The 17,523-nt window shown below is 49.5% G+C and carries 17 protein-coding genes; 8 read left to right on the forward strand and 9 right to left on the reverse strand.

The features are described from left to right. Positions 1–51: 51 nt before the first annotated feature. Both P2H89_RS22135 and P2H89_RS22140 read right to left on the reverse strand, forming a co-directional pair. Positions 52–945 (reverse strand): TIM barrel protein, encoded by an 894-nt coding sequence (locus P2H89_RS22135; protein WP_275830993.1) that lies wholly within the window; start codon positions 943–945, stop codon positions 52–54. Positions 946–1,015: 70 nt separating this feature from the next. Then, positions 1,016–2,299 (reverse strand): MFS transporter, encoded by a 1,284-nt coding sequence (locus P2H89_RS22140; protein WP_275830995.1) that lies wholly within the window; start codon positions 2,297–2,299, stop codon positions 1,016–1,018. Between the two features lie 362 nt (positions 2,300–2,661). Between P2H89_RS22140 and P2H89_RS22145 the strand changes: the two genes are divergently transcribed. The 5 genes from P2H89_RS22145 (at position 2,662) to P2H89_RS22165 (ending at position 7,752) form a co-directional block, all read left to right on the forward strand. Next, on the forward strand, positions 2,662–3,828 hold the full coding sequence (locus P2H89_RS22145) for a Gfo/Idh/MocA family oxidoreductase (protein ID WP_275830997.1): 1,167 nt from the start codon (positions 2,662–2,664) through the stop codon (positions 3,826–3,828). A gap of 111 nt (positions 3,829–3,939) precedes the next feature. After that, positions 3,940–4,992, forward strand: a complete 1,053-nt coding sequence (locus tag P2H89_RS22150) for a sugar phosphate isomerase/epimerase (protein WP_275830999.1) — start codon at positions 3,940–3,942, stop codon at positions 4,990–4,992. 55 nt (positions 4,993–5,047) lie between these two features. Further along, positions 5,048–5,428 (forward strand): c-type cytochrome, encoded by a 381-nt coding sequence (locus tag P2H89_RS22155; protein WP_275831001.1) that lies wholly within the window; start codon positions 5,048–5,050, stop codon positions 5,426–5,428. Between the two features lie 348 nt (positions 5,429–5,776). Continuing rightward, a complete protein-coding gene (locus P2H89_RS22160) occupies positions 5,777–6,514 on the forward strand; it encodes a DUF1080 domain-containing protein (protein WP_275831002.1) in 738 nt (245 codons plus the stop codon). A 449-nt stretch (positions 6,515–6,963) separates the two neighbouring features. Next, entirely contained in the window at positions 6,964–7,752 is a 789-nt protein-coding gene (locus tag P2H89_RS22165; protein WP_275831006.1) for a DUF1080 domain-containing protein, read from the forward strand. A gap of 129 nt (positions 7,753–7,881) precedes the next feature. Here the strand turns inward: P2H89_RS22165 and P2H89_RS22170 are convergent, their stop codons facing one another. From P2H89_RS22170 to P2H89_RS22185, 4 genes are all read right to left on the reverse strand, one after another. Then, the gene (locus P2H89_RS22170) at positions 7,882–9,213 is read right to left on the reverse strand and encodes a Gfo/Idh/MocA family oxidoreductase (RefSeq protein WP_275831008.1); all 1,332 of its coding nucleotides are present in this window, start codon (positions 9,211–9,213) and stop codon (positions 7,882–7,884) included. A 90-nt stretch (positions 9,214–9,303) separates the two neighbouring features. After that, complete coding sequence (locus P2H89_RS22175; protein ID WP_275831010.1) at positions 9,304–10,173, reverse strand: sugar phosphate isomerase/epimerase; 870 nt, start codon at positions 10,171–10,173, stop codon at positions 9,304–9,306. Between the two features lie 172 nt (positions 10,174–10,345). After that, a complete protein-coding gene (locus P2H89_RS22180) occupies positions 10,346–11,020 on the reverse strand; it encodes a hypothetical protein (protein ID WP_275831012.1) in 675 nt (224 codons plus the stop codon). Then, positions 11,007–11,489: an RNA polymerase sigma factor gene (locus P2H89_RS22185; protein ID WP_275831089.1), complete on the reverse strand. Its 483-nt coding sequence runs from the start codon at positions 11,487–11,489 to the stop codon at positions 11,007–11,009. Before P2H89_RS22185 ends, P2H89_RS22180 begins: the two co-directional genes overlap by 14 nt. A 156-nt stretch (positions 11,490–11,645) precedes the next feature. Here P2H89_RS22185 and P2H89_RS22190 point away from each other — a divergent pair, with 156 nt between their 5' ends. Beyond that, positions 11,646–11,999 (forward strand): ArsC/Spx/MgsR family protein, encoded by a 354-nt coding sequence (locus tag P2H89_RS22190; RefSeq protein ID WP_275831014.1) that lies wholly within the window; start codon positions 11,646–11,648, stop codon positions 11,997–11,999. A gap of 138 nt (positions 12,000–12,137) precedes the next feature. On the opposite strand, the gene P2H89_RS22195 is transcribed toward P2H89_RS22190, so the two are convergent. After that, positions 12,138–12,734 carry a transposase gene (locus P2H89_RS22195; protein WP_275831016.1) on the reverse strand — a complete coding sequence of 199 codons (597 nt, stop codon included), beginning with the start codon at positions 12,732–12,734 and terminating at the stop codon, positions 12,138–12,140. A gap of 234 nt (positions 12,735–12,968) precedes the next feature. Between P2H89_RS22195 and P2H89_RS22200 the strand changes: the two genes are divergently transcribed. Together P2H89_RS22200 and P2H89_RS22205 are read left to right on the forward strand one after the other, a co-directional pair. Further along, positions 12,969–13,568, forward strand: coding sequence for a hypothetical protein (locus P2H89_RS22200; protein ID WP_275831018.1), 600 nt, complete (start codon positions 12,969–12,971; stop codon positions 13,566–13,568). A gap of 309 nt (positions 13,569–13,877) precedes the next feature. Continuing rightward, a complete protein-coding gene (locus tag P2H89_RS22205) occupies positions 13,878–14,258 on the forward strand; it encodes a hypothetical protein (protein WP_275831020.1) in 381 nt (126 codons plus the stop codon). A gap of 91 nt (positions 14,259–14,349) precedes the next feature. On the opposite strand, the gene P2H89_RS22210 is transcribed toward P2H89_RS22205, so the two are convergent. Next, positions 14,350–15,423 carry a DUF4421 domain-containing protein gene (locus tag P2H89_RS22210; protein ID WP_275831022.1) on the reverse strand — a complete coding sequence of 358 codons (1,074 nt, stop codon included), beginning with the start codon at positions 15,421–15,423 and terminating at the stop codon, positions 14,350–14,352. Positions 15,424–15,480: 57 nt separating this feature from the next. Beyond that, positions 15,481–17,175, reverse strand: coding sequence for a hypothetical protein (locus P2H89_RS22215; RefSeq protein ID WP_275831024.1), 1,695 nt, complete (start codon positions 17,173–17,175; stop codon positions 15,481–15,483). Positions 17,176–17,523 lie beyond the last annotated feature (348 nt).

The raw sequence follows: 17,523 nt of genomic DNA on the forward strand, positions 1-17,523 counted from the left end.
CCGACGCATGTCGGGATTGCCTTTCTGCCTTTACTCCCCCCACTGCCTTCTCTACACATCACAGATCTGGATCGCTTTCTCAAGCGACACCAGGCGCTCTTCATTGGTCTTGCGGGCGGGGATGAACTCCTGCGCTACATAACCCTTGAAGCCTGTTGCCAGGATAGCCTTCATGATGGCGGGATAATACAGTTCCTGCGTATCATCGATCTCGTTACGTCCTGGAACTCCACCGGTATGGTAATGTGAAATATAGTCATGACTGCTGCGGATCGTGGCGATCACATCACCTTCATCGATCTGCATATGGTAAATGTCATAGAGCAATTTGAATTTCTCCGAGCCAATGCGCTTGGCCAGCTCTACACCCCAGGCGGTTTTATCGCACTGGTAGTCTTTATGGTTAACCTTGCTGTTCAACAGTTCCATCACGAGGGTCACTTTGTGCTTTTCTGCCAGCGGCATCAGTTGCTTCAGGCCTTCCGCGCAGTTGTTCCAACCCGTTTCATCATCGATGCCACGACGGTTACCGCTAAAGCAGATCAGTTGCGTGTAACCCGCCTTGGCTACCAGGGGAATCATTTCCGAATAGTTCTTGATGAGTTGAGCATGGAACTTCTTGTCGTTGAAGCCGTCGACGAGGTTGATCTCGGCGCCATTGCACATAGAGGAGTACAAGCCATATTTCTGCAAAACAGGCCAGTCTTTGGGGCCTACCAGGTCAATAGCTACAATGCCCATCTTTTTGGTCGCAGCACAAAATTCTTCCAGCGGCACGCTGCCATAACACCAGCGACATACCGAGTGATTGATATTTCCTTTCAAAGTAATTGATTTAGACTCGTCAGAGGCAGAAAAGGAGGAAAGCATGCCGGCAGCGCCAATAGCAGCAGAGCCCGCCACAATATTCTTCAGGGCATCCCGGCGTGTTTGATTGTTGGACATGAGAACGTAAATATTGAATGTACAAAAAATGTTACTTCACAAAGGCCGAAAACACATCATTAACATAACACTAAGCACCCGCAACACTCAATTGCTGAGGCTTCTTTCTGCCACGCATATAGATCACCAACCCCGCGAAAGCAACCGTCAGAATGATCGGGATCACCAGGGTGGCATTCAACACAGCCGGACCCGCTGCGCTTTTCGCCGCACCCAATGCGTTCGCCATCTCGGATCCTGCAGGGGCCGCAGTATAATCAGCCAGGCTCGCACCGGAAGGCAGTTTTTCACCCACCAGCTTGTCATAATAACCGCCCATGAACATCATATAAATAGATACGGCAAACATACCCGCACCGCCCATTAGGTTCAACCCAACAGCGCCGGTCTTGGGCAGGTTTTCCGAAACAAAACCAAGCATCGTGGGCCAGAAATAACAAACGCCCATGCCGAAGATCAGCGCTCCAACAAACACCATATTTCCTGCAGTATGTCCAAGGAGATAGATGCCGGCAGCGGCCAGGATCGCAGAGATCAGCAAAACTCCCTGCGGAGAAAGACGGTGTACCACTGGTTCTGCCAATCCGCGGCCAACCACCATTACACCGGTAGAAACAGCCAGGATCAGGATTGCATTATCGGTCACATTCTTTAATAAGATATCGATCCACTGGCCGGTGAACAGCTCTGTAATAGCCGTACCGAACATACAGATGATCATAAAAATGAAAAGGGGATTGCCAAGCGATTTGTACATCTCGCTGGTAGAAACGCCCGCAGCAACACGTTCTGTAACAGGGAACTTCAGTCGGGAGAACAGGAAGCCATAAAGAAGCGTTGGTAATAACATAGTACCAACCTGTATCTGCCAGCTCAAACCAGCTTTAGTGAAGAAATAAACGATCAGTGTGCCGATCACAATACCACCCGGGAACCAAAGGTGAAAGTGATTCAGCTTGGTAGTCTTATTGTCTGGGTACAAAGCCGTCACCAAGGGATTACAAGCCGCTTCAACGGTGCCGTTGGCAATGCCGATCAATAATGTAGAAATGAATAAGGTCCAGTAACCACTGGCGAAAATAGTGAGGAGAATACCAGCCAGGTGAAAAACGAAGGCCATCACCAGCAAACGCTTCATGCCGATAGCGTCAACGATCATACCCCCAATAACAACCGCAAGAGGAAAACCCCAGAAAGCAGTGGCGGCAATAACACCCAGCTGCGAAGCATTTAATTGGAACTCGGTACCAAGTTTACCGAGAATACCCGCACGAATACCGAAAGACAAAGAAGTAACCAAAAGGGCAAGACAGCTGGCCCAGAATAACTGACCACGTTGGATGGTTGATTGCATGGCAAGGAGTTTTTATTTGTGAAAATCGTTAGGAAACAAATGTATACTACAGGATCAACAACACCCGTCCACCGTCACCGGATCATCTAACGCACGCCCCACGATTCACAGCCCGTCTACACAAAAGCCTTACGCACAAATCCTATTGTCGAAACAAAACCACGCATCCCTAAACCAACTTTGACATAAAATCCGGCCTATTTAATATTCCTTTAATTTGCAAAACTTATCACTTCCTGCTTACCTTTAGCGGCGTTTCGACGTATTGAACAATTTTCAATATACGGTCGTAAATGTAAATTTTTTATTTTTAAATCGCATTGTTCTTTTAACAATTTATAATACTTTCTAATCATTTTTACATGAACCGAAAACTTCGAATGGGAATGGTGGGTGGAGGTAAAGATGCCTTCATCGGCGCTATTCACCGCATTGCAGCCAATATGGATGGATTGATAGAACTCGCCGCAGGAGCACTTAGCATCAATCCCGAAATTGCGAAAGACTCAGGCAAAACGTTGTTCCTTCCCGAAGATCGCATATACCTCACGTTTGAGGAAATGATCGAGAAAGAAAGCAAACTCCCGGCAGATAAACGAATAGACTTCATCACCATCGTTACGCCCAACTTCGCACACTTCGCACCGGCTATGAAAGCCCTCGAAAACGGTTTTCATGTCGTGATCGAAAAGCCCATCACCTTCACCATCGATGAGGCCAAAGAGTTGAAAAAGAAAGTAGACGAAACAGGACTCATCCTCGCACTCACGCATACATACTCCGGCTACCCCATGGTAAAACAAGCCCGTGCAATGGTACAGGGTGGCGAACTCGGAAAGATCCGCAAGATCTGGGTCGAGTATCCCCAGGGATGGCTCAGCAAACTCAGCGAGCGCGAAGGCAACGCACAGGCAGCCTGGCGCACCGATCCCAAAAAATCAGGCAAGAGCGGATGCATGGGCGATATCGGAACCCACGCAGCACACCTCGCAGAATATATATCCGGATTGAAGATCACGCACCTCTGTGCCGATCTCAAAGTAATGGTGCCCGGCCGCGCATTGGATGATGATGGCAATGTGCTCCTCAAGTTCGACAACGGCGCAGCAGGCGTACTCATGGCATCGCAGGTAGCAGCCGGCGAAGAGAACGCACTGAAGATCCGCATCTACGGCGAAAAAGGCGGCATCGAATGGGCACAGCACGAACCCAATACCCTCCTGGTAAAATGGCTCGACGCACCCACACAGATACTCCGCGCCGGCGGCAACTACGGCGACCGCCTCTCCTCTTATGCAACCCACAACTGCCGTACTCCCGGCGGACACCCCGAAGGATACCTCGAAGCATTCGGTAATATCTACCGCAACTTCGCCCTCACCCTCGGCGCCCGCATCGATGGCACACAACCTACCAAAGAAATGCTCGACTTCCCCCGTGTGGAAGAAGGCATCCGAGGTATGGCATTCATCGACAACGTGGTAGAAAGCGCTGCGGCTACTGTTAAATGGACAGAATTTAAAGTTTAGATAGATATCATCAAGCTGGCCGCATGAAACGTCGGCCAGCTTGAAATTCAACCCGCTGAAGATCTTCAGCACCAACCAGCCTTTACATTCATTTTAGAAACCAAAAGCTATATGAAGACAATAAAAGGTCCCGGCATATTCCTCGCCCAGTTCATGGGCGATAAAGCCCCCTTCAATGACCTGATATCCATTTGCAAATGGGCAAAGGAATTGGGTTTTGTCGGCGTACAGATCCCCACCTGGGACAGCCGCTGCATCGATCTCCAGAAAGTGGCAGAAAGCAAAACCTTCGCCGACGAATACAAAGGAAAAATAGAAGCAGCTGGCATGCAGATCACCGAGCTGTCCACCCACCTGCAGGGGCAACTCGTGGCCGTGCATCCCGCCTACGACACCCTGTTCGATGGATTCGCCCCCGAGTCCGTACGCAACAATCCCAAGGCACGCACCGAATGGGCTGTGCAACAGCTCAAGTGGGCGGCAAAAGCCTCCCAAAACCTCGGCCTCAACGCCCACGCCACCTTTAGCGGCGCCTTGCTTTGGCCCACCGTATACCCCTGGCCCCAGCGCCCGGCCGGATTGGTGGAAACAGGTTTCAAAGAACTGGCCAACCGCTGGTTGCCCATCCTCAACGAGTTCGATGCCAATGGGGTAGACCTTTGCTACGAAATACACCCCGGCGAAGACCTCCACGATGGCATCTCCTACGAGATGTTCCTGGAACATACCAACAACCACCCCAGGGCATGCCTCCTGTACGATCCCTCACACTTCGTACTGCAGAGCCTCAATTACCTGGAGTACATCGATAACTACCACGAGCGCATTCGCATGTTCCATGTAAAGGATGCCGAGTTCAACCCCACTGGAAAACAAGGCGTTTATGGAGGATACCAATCCTGGATCAACCGCGCCGGCCGCTTCCGCTCGCTGGGCGATGGACAGGTGGATTTCAAATCCATTTTTAGCAAGCTCACCGCGTACGATTATAGTGGCTGGGCTGTCATGGAATGGGAATGTTGCATCAAACACCCCGAAGACGGAGCCAGAGAAGGAGCCCCCTTCATCAAGGACCATATCATCCGGGTAACAGAAAAAGCATTCGACGATTTCGCAGGCACCGGCAGCGATGAAAAATTTAATCGCTCAGTGTTGGGTTTGTAAAGTAAATTGCGCCCGCTTGCGTCATCTATTTGTCATTTATTAAACAAAGTTGCACATGAAAAAGCTGATGATCGCTTTTTTGATCTCCGGAGCCCTGGCCGCTTGTGGTGGAGAGGAAAAAAAGCCCGCCGAAGGCAAAACAGAAGAGAAAAAAGAAGCTGGTACCGTAGAGGTAGCCAATCAGAAAGGCCTCGAGCTGATCGGAGCCAGTGACTGTACAACCTGTCACAAGATCAGCGAGAAAAATATCGGACCCGCTTATACCGACGTAGCCGCTAAGTATGAAAATACCGATGCAAACGTTGCGATCCTGGTAGAAAAAGTGATCAAGGGCGGACAAGGTAATTGGGGCACCGTACCCATGACACCGCATCCTGCATTGAGCAAGGAAGATGCTACCGAAATGGTGAAGTACATCCTCGGACTGAAGAAGTAATTAGCTATCAGAAGATACCACAACAGGTTTTACTGATTGTCGGGAACCCCGCACAGTAAAACCTGTTTTTTTGTGCTTGGCCCACCCCAACTTCTTTTCCAAACACGGTAAAGCACCCGCCCCATTCTCCGCTATCCAAAGCCCAGCCTTCAACACATTCAACAACAATGGTTCGTTAACTTTTTAACTACTGCCGGCAAGCTCCTGCGGGATGCAACCTTTTCCCCTCAAAACCAGCCCCATCGCGGGCCCCATCAAAAACATTTTTTCGTTCAATGTCAAAAGAACAATCTATTTCAAGCACGTTATTCCATAAAAATCCCGTACTTTGAACTCAAATTTTTTACAATGCTAAAACGGTTTTGCCTCCTGTTTGCCATATCCGGCGTAATCGCCTGTTCTTCGTCCAAGAATTCTACCGGAACACCAGCCAATAACACCCTCTCTAAAGCAGAAAAGAAAGAAGGCTGGCAGCTCCTGTTCGACGGCACCACCAAAAACGGATGGCACGTTTTCAATAACCGTACCGACGGCTCCGCCTGGAAAGTAGAAGACGGCACCCTCTACCTCGATCCCAAGGCCAAAGGCCCCAAAGGCGAAGGCGGCGGCGAATTCATCACTACCGACTCATTCGAGAATTTCCACCTCAAGCTCGAATGGAAACTCGCCGAAGGGGGCAACAGCGGCATCATCTTCCTCTCCCGCGAAGACCTCAAATACCGTTGGGCATTCCAATCAGGACCCGAAATGCAGATCATCGACAACGATAAACACGCCGATGCTAAAAATATCAAACACCGTGCAGCCGATCTGTACGACCTCGTATCTTCTTCCCCCGAAAACGTAAAGCCCATCGGCGAATGGAACCAGATCGAGATCGTCCTCAACAAAGGAAAACTCGACCTCTACCAAAATGGCGTGAACGTAGTATCCACGACCATGTGGGATGAGAATTGGAAAGCACTGGTAGCAAAAAGCAAGTTCAGAAACTCTCCCGAATTTGCCGCCTTCCGCAAAGGACACATCGTGCTCCAGGACCACGGCGATAAAGTATCCTTCCGCAACATAAAGCTCAAGACCCTCTAAATAGAGGCATCAACAAATAAAAAGAGAGGCTGTTACCCCAAAGGGAACAGCCTCTCGTCATTTATCGGGTTTTTCGGAAATCTTGTCAGTATGGTGGTGGCCAAACGGGATGAAATCCCCAACGCCATCAAATAACCTCATCCAGGTCTCAGCCATAGCTGAACCCATGCAGAGGAAGTTCTCGAAGGAATTGGGAGTAAACCTAACGCAAATTTGAAGTAAACCTAAAGTAAACCTAGAGTAAAGCGCAACGCTTTTTTGCCCTCAAACGTCCCTCCGCAGCACCCAAAGCCCCGGTACAAAAAAAGCAGGTCATATCGTAGATCGCTAACATCTAAGGCTAAATATTGCCTATTTAAATTTACTGATAATTTGTCAGCATTAATCAAATAGCTAATAAAAAATTAAGACCAAACCAGTATCTTGAATACACAAACAAAATAACACATATGCGATCCCTGCTTGCAGCAACCATCCTGGCATCAGCTTTTACCGCATGCCAGTCAAACCAGCAACCCGCCTCAACCGAAGACACAAAAAAAGATAGCATGGCGGCAACACCAACCACACCACCCGAAAACAATAGCCTCACCGCAAATGAACAGTCCGAAGGCTGGCAGCTCTTATTCGATGGCGCCACCAAAAAGAACTGGCACGTCTTCAAAAACCTTTCCGACGGCTCCGCCTGGAAAGTAGTAGACGGAACCCTCCACCTCGATCCCGCCGAAAAGAAAGATGGCAAAACCGTAGGTGGTGGCGATATCGTCTCCGATGAAGAATACGACAACTTCCACCTTAAAGTAGAATGGAAGGTCGACTCCGCCGGCAATAGCGGCATCATGTTCTATGTGAAGGAAGACCCGAAAATTGAAAAGCCCTACCACACCGGCCCCGAAATGCAGGTGCTCGACAATGCCGCCCACCCCGATTCAAAGATCATCAAACACCGCGCCGGCGACCTGTACGACCTCATCACCAGCGCACCCGAAACCGTTAAGCCCGCAGGCCAGTGGAACGAAGCCGAGATCATCGCTAAAGACAGCACCCTCGAATTCTACCTCAATGGCAGTAAAGTCGTATCCACCAAAATGTGGGATGATAACTGGCGCAAAATGATCGCCGGCAGCAAGTTCAGCAAATGGTCCACATTCGGCACCTTCCAATCTGGCCGCATCTGTCTGCAAGACCACGGAGATCCCGTTTGGTACCGCAATGTCAAGATCAAAAGATTGAAATAAGACTGTTGGCGACAACCCGCCACACCATATAAATAAAACAGGGTGAGCTGTACTACAACAACTCACCCTGTTTTTTTATCATCAAACTCCGGAGCACAGCCGCCGTAGCCCGTGCCCCAATAGCAAATACTAAACCTTCGGCAGCTTATACCCGTTCTGGTATTCCTTCATCAGGTACTGTTTGTTCACCTTGTTATCGGTAAACTCTCCCTTCGCGGTATCCCAGGTTAGCTTTTGTCCCGTACGGAATGCAATATTGCCCATCTGTGCCACCGTAGCCACATGAGCGCCAGCCTGGATAGAACAATGCAGGTCGTCCAGCTTCCTCGACTTCACCACCTCCACGAAATTCTCCCAATGTTTATTCAAACCATTATCAGAAGCCTTCACCAAAGGTTTTGAAACCTTGCTCTTGCTTTGCTTTTCTTCGATCACTTCCCAGCCGCCACGGTCTACCACCAACGTACCGTTATTACCGATGAACGCAATGCCGTGGTTGCGGCCATAAGAGCCGTTATCGATGCCCATGGCAGAATCCCACACCAGGTTAAAGCCATCAAATTCATAAAGGGTGGTCAGTGTATCAGGCGTTTCTTCATACAGTTCTGGATAGGCAAACCGGCCTCCCAAAGCAGCAATGGTCTTCGGAGTAGGAGCCTTCATACCCAGCAGGCCATAATCCAGCAGGTGCACGCCCCAGTCAGTCATCAAACCACCGGCATAATCCCAAAACCAACGGAAATGAAAATGGAAACGGCTGGCATTGAATGGTCGGGTAGGAGCAGGGCCCAGCCACGCCGCATAATCGACGCCTGCTGGTGGAGCGCTGTCAGGCCGCACGGGCTCTGGACGCATCCAGCCCTGATAGCACCACACCTTTACCGTGCGGATATTTCCCAATTGGCCGCTGTGCACAAAGTCAACCGCATCACGGAAATGCTGCTGGCTTCTTTGCCACTGACCAGCCTGCACTACCTTATTATAACGTTGCTGCGCAGCTACCATCGTACGGCATTCGATGATGGAGTTGCCTACAGGTTTTTCTACATATACATCCTTGCCAGCTTCGCAGGCATGGATCATTTGCAGCGCATGCCAGTGATCGGGTGTGCCGATGATCACCGCATCGATGTCTTTCTGCTCCAGTAATTTCCGGTAGTCGGTATACACCTTCACCTTCGAAGCATCGACATTCATTTTCGCCAGGTCGGCTTTGCGCTTGTCCAGCACGTTTTGGTCCACGTCACAAATTGCGACCAGGTTTACCCCCGGCACCTTTAGTGCCGCATTCACATTCGACCAGCCCATCCCATTGATGCCAATAGCGCCGATATTCAACTGGTCAGCAGGTGAAATGCGATTCCGGAATATCGCAAACGGATGATTGTTGAAAGACGAAAACACAGTGGCCCCGGTAACCAGGGCGGCAGATTGCTGAAGAAACTTTCTGCGATGGCTCATAATCGTTAAAGTTTAAAAGGATGGTTATTGGTTGATAAATCGATAGCACAGCCGGCCATCGCCGGCGCCTAACCCTGCAGTTAAAAGCTACTAAAGAATATTGCTGTTCAGGTAAGAAATGCTCTTGGCAATGCTGTCAAAAGGGGAGCCCGGGCATACATCCTGTTCCACGAAGAAATACTTCATGCCGCTTTTCTTTGCCGCCGCAAAGATCTTTTTGAAGTCGATCGTTCCATTACCCACTTCCGTGAAGAACTTCTTCTCCGTCTTATCCATGTCTTTAACATGCCACATAACGATACGGCCAGGATGCGCTGCAAACAGTTGTACCGGGTCATGGCCGGCCTTCACCGCCCAATACAGGTCGAGCTCGAATTGCACCAGCTTTTTATCAGTTTCTTTGGTAAGAATATCAAAACCTGTAGTGCCATCTACCTTGAAGAACTCAAAATCATGGTTGTGGTAGGCCAGCTTCATACCGCCCTGGTGAGCCAGTTCACCGGCCTTGTTAAGGCCCGCCGCGATCTTTCGGTAGTTGTCTGCACTGTTGCGGTAGTTCTCCTCCAGCCAGGGAATGGTGATGTACTCCTGTCCCAGTGTTTTGGAGTCTTCAACGGCTACCTTCCATTGATCTTCCCAGCCATCTTTCAGGAAGAAACTGCCGGGAAAAGTATGACCACTCGGAGAGGTCAACCCATTATTTTTTAAGACGGAAGATAATTCAGCGGGAGAAAGGCCAAACCATTTACGGCCACCATAACCAAAGGTCTCGACTTGCTTGTAACCCAGTTGAGCCACCTTTTCCAGGGTACCCTTGGCATCTTTGCCGATCTCATTGCGCAGCGTGTATAATTGAACGCCAACTGGTTTTTTCTTCTTGAAGAGCTCTTCTTTATCAACGAAAAAACAAGCGGCAAGCAGGGAGGATTGTTTGATAAAATCCCGACGGGTAGCAGGCATCGTAAAATAATTTAGTAGATGCCCAAATTACTAAAAAATACCACGTCAGTTTGAAAGCAATACTATTTTAACACGGGGCGTGTTAATTTATTGTCACAAAGACGGTTCATGTAGTTGTAAAGAACCAGCAGCACATTCCAAGTCCACAAAAGATCATCTTTATCCTACAGCACTACGCTTCCTCTTCCATTTGATTGAGAAGATTCTTCAGCTTGTTGATGTGGCGGCCGTAGAGCTTGTTGACATACCAGATGTTCAGGAAATAACTGCCGATCGCCAGCGCAACACCCGAAACGGTAAACAAAACAAAGTAATCATGCCCCGTGATATGCGCCATCATTGCAGGCATCTTTTCCTCGGTGGCACGCGGGGGCGATTTGAAGAAAACGATCAGTCCCGCTACAAAATAAGCCGCCGGGGTTAGCACAGTTCCCGACACAAAATAGAAACGTACATATTTCTCAAGGGTCGACAGGCGCTTCTCCAGATTCACCTTCACCTGGCTTTCTACCAGCTGCATTTCTTTTAACAAACGGTTCTTGCGGAAATAATACACCACGAACGAAGCACCGATCACACCCAGCAATAAAGCGATCTCCCAATACCTGCCCTGCCAGGCCGTGATATAATAATACATCGTCACAGAATATAACGCAATGATCACACCCAGCTCCCATCCCAGATTACGCTTGATCTTCGCAATCGGGCTTTGGGAACGCTTCCGCAGGATCGCAGCGATCTCTTCCTCATGACTGGTCACAGCAGGCCCTATCCCCCCTTTGTTCGTGGGTTGGAAATCCTTCTCGTCCAGGTCCTTCCAGATCTCTTTGAGGTTATCCAAATCCATGTTCAACAACTTTAGTGAGTTTACGTAATTTTTCCTTGATCCTGTTCATCTTAACCCGCAGGTTATTCTGGTTGATACCTAAAATATCTTCCATCTCTTCATAGCTCTTGTCCTCCAGGTACAACATCACGATACCCCTTTCAATTTCAGGAAGCTGGTGAATAGCCCGGTATAACTGCTGAAGTCTTTCTTCTTTCTCTTTATTGTACTGAATATCCTGTATCTCAGTCGGCAGTTGGTCTGGTTCAACGCTTTGAATATGTTTCTTCTGCTTACGTAAGTCCGAAATAGCCGTATTGAGCGCAATGCGATACAACCAGGTACCAAACTTGGAGTCGCCCCTGAATCGTGGATAAGCTTTCCACAATTGGATCACGATCTCCTGGAAAAGGTCCTGTTTATCGTACTCCGATGAACAATACAGGTTACATACCTTGTACAACATGCCCCTGTGCTGGTTTACCAACACAATAAATTCATTTTGGTCAGCCCTTGACTGCAAACTGGGTGGTTTTAGCGAAAAGATACTAATTGGTCGGCGAATGTCGGAAAATATTACAGTTGTAACATCCACCACCCGCTGAATAGGTAGAGTAGTTAAAGATCAATGAATTAACTTGCGCCCATGAAGAAGTTTTATCATCTGGCCAATTGCACCACCTGCCAGGCCATCATCAAAGAAACCGGCGTCGATAAAGCAGGATTCACCATGCAAGACATCCGGACCGAAAAGATTACCCCCTCCCAGCTCGAACAAATGAAGAAGATGGCCGGTAGCTACGAAGCGCTTTTCAGTCGCCGTGCCCTCAAATACAAGGAGTTAGGTTTGAAAGACAAGCAACTCACCGAAAACGATTACCGCGACTATATCCTCCGGGAAGACACCTTCCTCAAGCGCCCCGTGGCCATATTGAACGATAAGATATTTGTAGGAAACGATAAGAAAACTGTGGCGGCACTCAAAGAAGCCATAAAATAAGGGCCGCTTCCGGCCCTTCCTGTTGCGCAATACAACTTTAGTATCCCGCAGCCCCGAAAACATCCGCAGCACCGGTCGCTCACACGCCGCACGAATAATGGTGGCTCCAGCCACTATTCCGGAGCATTGTTGACCGCATCACCCTCCATTTCGCATCAGCCCGCGGATCAAACCCTCCATATCGATCACTTTTACATTCACCAGCCCCTTCCGGCCGTTGTAATCACCGGCCGAACTGAACACATACTCCTCCGGCAGCCGTACGATCCGGTCACGCACCGGGTTTTCATGCACATAGTTTAGGTGGTCCCGCACCTTCATCGGTTGTCGGAAATCCAGGAACTCCGGATTGCTGCAACTCTGCCACACCTGATATTTCTCCAGCTTCTTCAGGCTTACACTCGAATGCTCAAACCGGCTCAGCATCCAATGCCGCCGTAATTCCGGTTCCATTTCGATCGCTTCTAAAATAGCGGTAGACGTTATGCGCTTGAAATCGCGCTCGATCATCGATAGCCCAATACCATCCTTCGCCTGCAACAGCAAATGCAGGTGGTTCGACATCAGGCACCAGGCATGTATCGTGAGCCCCCTTACAGCAATAAAATCATTGAGCGTGTCTACGACGATATACTTATATACCGGTCGCACAAATATGTCGACCCAATCAACGGTGTTGAAGGTAATATAATGACAGGCATGCTGGTTGGTAACACTGTTTTTCTCCTGCTTCATACGTGGCTCGGTTTTAACAATGGATCCCTGATAACCAGTTAGAATTGCACCCGTAAAATTACAAATACCGTTCCGTTCCACACTACCCAAACACATTAAAAAGCCACGTCCGAAACTTTGCCCGGTTTGGGGTACCTCCACAACAATTCACATGTTTGTGTTATTGCCCGGCCCCGCCTTAACTGGTAGGTTTGCATTGTTAAATAAAAAACAACCCGGAGAAAAAAGTAAGTCATGAAAATCTTATCAGTTGTGGTACTCGCTATCGCCTTGATGGCCGCCACGGTAACCAACGTGTTCGACGATCTGCAAGTCACCGAAGACAGGGCCAAAGAAGGCATCATTGCATCCTTTGGTGGTGGCATGATCAATATTAATTACGACGTGGTGAAAGCCGCAAAGGCCCTCCCTGTCGACGTAAGGGTCGCAAGCACCCGCCAGCTCATCAGGTTCGCCAAAGAGTATTCCAAAACGCCCGACTTCCAGAAGAAATACACCAAATGGAGAAATGAACGCCTCGGCTATAAATCCAAGAAGTTTGGACTGCCCAGCCTGTCGAAAGCCCTCGACAACGCTGTAGACAAACAACTTAACAAAGCCGACGACGAAAAGAAATTCCCCGCCAAATCCGACGACCTGATCAAGCAAAGACTCGAGAAGTTCCTGGCAATATCAGCAACGGTCGACTTCGATGCTCAACTCAATGGCAGCATGTTCGCCAATCCCGAGTACGAATCAAAGAGCGGCGAATGGAAATCCTGCTTCCGCGCAGGTAAAGCGGTAGTACAGGCAGCCCGCGAAGAAGCACAGGCCTGGCTCAAGGAACTCGAATAGTTTACGCCTTACAACAACCGATAGAACATTCCATGTGTAAAAAGAGGTGATGCCGCAAGCATCACCTCTTGCTGTTTTGTGAGGAGGCCTCCACACAACTGACCGCTTTCTTCTCCACCCGACTCGCCACACCGGCATTCCGGCTATTTCATCGACAAACGCCTTTCATCGACGAAAAACTCACTCAAACGAAATTTTGCCCGCTTTGTCACACTCAATCGGCTGTACGGCTATTTTATGTTTTTTGCCTGCACAGGACAAATAACTTTACTATAGTTACATTTTTTCAGAAAACATTAAGTCATAGCCATGAAACATTATTTCAACCTGCTCACTGTTGCCGCCTGCCTGTTCATTGGGCAAGCCACCGCCTCCGCGCAGGAAGAGGCCTCCGAAACAACCACTACCCAAACTACAGCGCCTGCGCCTCCACGTTGGGCCTCCGAAAAAGGCTACTGGGTGGTTGAGTCAAACATCCACATCCCCAAACAGTACACGATCCGGTTCTACAACAATGACCAGGTAATGGTATACAAAGAAGAAATGAAAGGAGTAAAGCTGAAGATCGATCGCCGCAAAACGAAAATGCACCTCAAGCAGGTGTTGGAAACGGCCATACTCGCCTGGAACCGGCAGCATGAAGTTAAAGAGAATGAAGGCTGGGTCGCCACTCGCCTGTCACCAAACTAAAATGATGACAAAACTCATATATGCGTGTTATCATTACCTCTTCCCGTTCTCTGGAAGAGGTTTTTTTATGGAACCGATCACCAGAGGCAATTTAAGGCTGCCTCGTCTCGAAGAACTTTAGCTTCTTTTTTAATTTTGGACCGGCTACCAACCGGTAGGCAGCATTGAAGCGCACATTGCCCGTTCGTATGGAGTAACTGCCATGGTCGTTTTTTGTCTGCACCGAACTGTTAACCCAGATCACACTTACATTGATGCGGTCACTATTGTAACCAACACCCACGCGCGACAAGACATCCGGACTGATCGTGATCCGCTTTTCCGTCACCCCATATCGCCACTGCTTGTGAAAACTGAAAGGAAAACTTACGGTAACCCCTGCCGTGCCGTAAAAATGTTCATCGACTACCACTGTGTAGGCATAACCAATCCCCGGACCAATATCAAAATACCTGGTTTTGATAACCCCCGATTGTTGATAATCGTTTTCCAGAATGCGGGGCACCAGCGCACTATCGCCGCTGTTCGTGCCAAAATAGAATTCGGCCCCCAGCAATAAACTGCCCGCCGATTTCTTCTGCCATTCATTCTGCAAGGCAGCCGCCCGCAACGAAAACTTTTTCCAGTTGTAAATATAATAGGCCGCGCCGCCCCAATGCCGCATCTTGACATCGGGCCGCACATAATACAGATCCCGGTCCTGCGGAACGATCCGTTTGGGAAAGGCATAGAACCCCTTGTACAATTGCCCAAACAGGTCGATGCTCATCTTGCGCGTATAAATATGTGATTGCAGGTCAAGATATTTCGTTTTACCCTTGGGATTGTCCGACTTGTTCAGAAAATTGAAACCATAGGCAAGGTTCAGCGTAAACCAGCCATACGTGGCACCTACACCCAGGTTGAGGGTCGTGTTGGGCCGGTATTCCAGGTCGCGCACAGGTTCATCGGCCTTGATCCGTAAAGAAGTATATTTCTGGGAAAAATAGATACGCGAGGTTACCATGTCCGTGTAGGACACATAATAGTTTTGGTCAAACTTCTTGCTGGTATCCGTTTGGGCAATACTCTGTGCAGCCAACACGAAGTAAAAAAGTGCAGCCAGCGCCGGCCTCGCAAAGCCCCTTGAACATAATCCTACCCGAATGCCAGCCTTTGGTTGCATAAACCTGCAATATCATGGTTTTAATTGAAATACAACAGGTATATGCAATAATGTTGCCTATCCTTTGACGAGGTATTCGAAGAACAATGGCCGGCGATTTCCTTCGTCAGTGGTGATAATAATGTCCGATTCGCTGAAGCAGCTGTTAAAGGCATCCAGTTGTTGCCGGCTGGGCCGCACGCCCATTGCAAGATCTTTGTTGTCCCCTGCAAGCAAGCTCCCTTTATCCAACCGGATGATCCTGCTTTTCGTTTTCTCCTGCAAACGCTGATAGAGATCATCGGCGGGCATCTTCCAGCCCTTCTTCCCCTGTTTCTTGGCCACCGCTTCGTCTACAGGGATCATCGCCACCAGGTCTTCACTGGTCATTAATTCAAGGCCATGTTTGCGCGCAGTAGCATTGTGGCTGGCATGATGCCCCACTTTATAAAAAACAGTACGCGCAAGAAGATCACTGGCCGTAACGGTTTCCTTTTTGCCCCCCTTCTCTACCTGCCATTTGATCTTTGGTTCGTTGGGTTTGTCAGCAACCGGCTCAGTCCAACTGAGCCAGTTGCCGATCTGTGCATCTGCGGGAAACAGCAACACCTTATTGCTGCCCTCCAGTTCGATCGCGATCACCAGACTGGTATTGTTGGTATACGAGTCGAGATTAAGCGCCAGCGCGCCGGCATTGTGCAGCCAGTCGGTCTCGATACCACGCCAGTCATGCTCTTTTGCATGCCGCAGGTTCCATACGTTGGCAGGGTCTTTCAATTGTTCTTCATCCACGTCGCCTGCATGCCACTTATACCGGCGGTGGAAAGGAGAAAGCGCCTCATCATCTTCATCGTCAGGATGATTCGTCAAAGCCATGTAGAAGTTGTCCGACAGCCCCATCTCGGTCAGGTACATTTCAATATGCTGGGCATCCTCCATCACGCGCAGCTTATCGTAGTCTTTAGGTGGCCCCAGAAAATAGAACTTGATGCCCGGCAGGCCGGTAACTTTGGCATCGGCCAGGTCGCCCGGATTCCAGAAGCTGATATCCGGACTGCCCTTCTCTTTGCTGCGCTGGATGAAATAGCCCATAGCGTCTTTCATCGTCAGGCCTAGTTCGCCGCCATTGGCGCCCAGGCTTGCAACCTCCTTTTCATCGATATCAAAAAAGCCAAGAATTTGTTGAAGCGCCGAAGCATAGCGTTGTTGTGCAGCATAGTAGTCCGAACCAAGGTATTCCTTGTTCAGCATCTTTTTGTGATCTGCCTGATGGATCGCCGTGTTGTATAGTTGCAACGCTTTGGCTAAAGCCCTTTTCTTTTGCTCTTGCTTTTGCATGAGCTGGATCGCCAGCTCGTCGCCATTGCCGCCGGTATTCTCCGTCCAGGCTAGCCACACGTTATCGACCTCGATGTCGTCCCACAGCAACTTATCCTTTTTATCGCGCAGGTTGAAACCCGAGATATGATCTTTATGCTGGTGCGTTTGCACCACCAGGTTGAGGTGGCCACCACAGGTGTCTTTTATATGGTTGATCACCGTCCGAAGCCGGTCCGAGTCACCGGTCAGCATACCGCAATCGATCAGCATCCGGTACACCGGGTTGTCGTTGCTTAAGAACGTCAATAGAAAACAGTCGCCAAACCCGTGCGCGTACATACGAACAGAAACACTATCGGCCTTGACATTGATCGTTCCACTATTGGCTCCGGATGATTGTAGAGAAGGACTTGGCTTCTCTCCATTGCTTGAGGGACGTACTACCCTTTTCACAGTGGCTGCCTTCGCAACATGTTGAACCGCAGCCTTTCGGACCGCCGCAGATTTCACCGCCCCGACAACGTTCGCCTTGCCTGCCACCCTCTTGGTATTAACTGCATTTCTCCCAACAACAACCTTCCCGTCTCGGACTGCCCCACGCGAACCTGTCGGCTTTGCGCTAGCCGAAGACTTTCCTGGTCCTGCAACTTTCGCCTTACCTGCCACCCTCTTCGCACTAACTGCATTTCTCCCCGCAACAACCTTCCCGTCTCGGACTGCCCCCCGCGAACCTGTCGGCTTTATACTAGCCGCAGGCTTTGCTGACCCTGCAACCTTGGCCTTTCCAGCTCCAGGCTTCGC

Source organism: Paraflavitalea sp. CAU 1676, from assembly GCF_029223285.1.
In the GTDB taxonomy this organism is placed as follows: domain Bacteria; phylum Bacteroidota; class Bacteroidia; order Chitinophagales; family Chitinophagaceae; genus Paraflavitalea.